The organism is Pedobacter nototheniae (assembly GCF_004335085.1).
Taxonomy (GTDB): domain Bacteria; phylum Bacteroidota; class Bacteroidia; order Sphingobacteriales; family Sphingobacteriaceae; genus Pedobacter; species Pedobacter nototheniae.
In genome coordinates this window covers 1-1284 of sequence record NZ_RQRS01000055.1, presented here as the reverse complement: position 1 = coordinate 1284, position 1284 = coordinate 1, and the positions used below count along the sequence as shown (strand labels likewise).

Here is a 1284-nt window from a genome sequence, read left to right as displayed (position 1 = left end):
ATCCCTTAGGTTTGAGAAAGATTATCAAAGATTTAAATTTGATAAAGAAAACCTTAAAAGCAGAGGTGAACTATGTTCATATCCAGATTTAAGATCTAAAACCTGTAACAGACCTCTGCTTTTTAGTTGAACAAGAACCATATAGAATTTTAGTCTAGGGGACTATTAAGGGATTCAGTTTTATTCAACTTTAGGCTTTCTATTCACTTAAACGTAAAGTTATGAATTATGAACTATTTGTGGGAATAGATATTTCCAAATTAACTATTGATGTTGTCGCATTTACCCGAAAAAGCTTTACCGAGGCCTCACACCATGTTTTCAAGAACAGTTATGATGGCTTTGGCGAGATGCTAGAATGGCTTGCAGTCTATGGTTATGCATTTGAGGAGGTGCTTTTCTGTTGTGAACATACCGGACTCTACATCTGCCCGATAACGAGTTTTATGGATGCGAACGGTCTATCTCTATGGGTAGAGAATGGATTGCACATCAAACGCTCGATTGGTCTGAAACGTGGGAAATCTGATAAGGCGGATGCACTTGCAATCGCACACTACGCTTTTTCAAATGAGCATAAGGCACGCCCTTACCGCTTTCCCTCGGCAACAACCTCAAAACTTAAACATCTACTGACTCACCGGGAACAACTAGTAAGGCACCAGACATCCCTCAAATGTACCTGTTCGGAACTTAAGGGCTTTGATGGTGAGAATGCCACATATTGTATAGCCGATAGCCAGGAAATACTGGCAATATATGCAGAGCGCATAAAAAAGGTAGACGCAGAGCTTGCTGCCGTAATAGAGGCCGACCAGGACCTGAACACAAAGTTCAACCTTGTAAAGAGTGTCCACGGGATCGGAAAGCAAACCGCATTCTTTATCCTGATCCACACAGAAGCTTTTTCTGCATTCTCTTGTTACCGAAAGTTTGCAAGTTATTGCGGCATAGCACCATTCCCATATAGTTCGGGAACGAGCATAAGGGGCAAGAATAGGGTGAGTAGCCTGGCAAACAAGAAACTAAAAGCCTTGTTAACCATGTGCGCACTCAACACAATCAAAAAGGATAATGAATTCAAAAGATATTATGATCGAAAAAAAGCTGAGGGGAAAAATTCAATGTGCGTGCTGAATGTAATCAAAAACAAATTATTGAGCAGAGCATTTGCTGCAGTAAAAAGAGGAACACCCTACATATCAAACCTAGCAGCATAAATAATTCTAAAGTAATGCTTCTCAAAAAATAATTAACTTTTTGTTTGCATTAACCATAGAATAC

At 39.6% G+C, this 1284-nt stretch carries 1 protein-coding gene; it reads left to right on the top strand.

Going from position 1 to position 1284, the window contains the following annotated elements; all coding sequences use genetic code 11:
• Window positions 1-221 precede the first annotated feature (221 nt).
• Window positions 222-1220 carry an IS110 family RNA-guided transposase gene (locus EHC72_RS22450; protein ID WP_131539956.1) on the top strand — a complete coding sequence of 333 codons (999 nt, stop codon included), beginning with the start codon at window positions 222-224 and terminating at the stop codon, window positions 1218-1220.
• Window positions 1221-1284: the final 64 nt, after the last annotated feature.

Excerpts from the sequence above, each read along its gene's own strand:
- EHC72_RS22450 (WP_131539956.1), top strand. The coding sequence starts at position 222 with ATGAATTATGAACTATTTGTGGGAATAGATATTTCCAAATTAACTATT.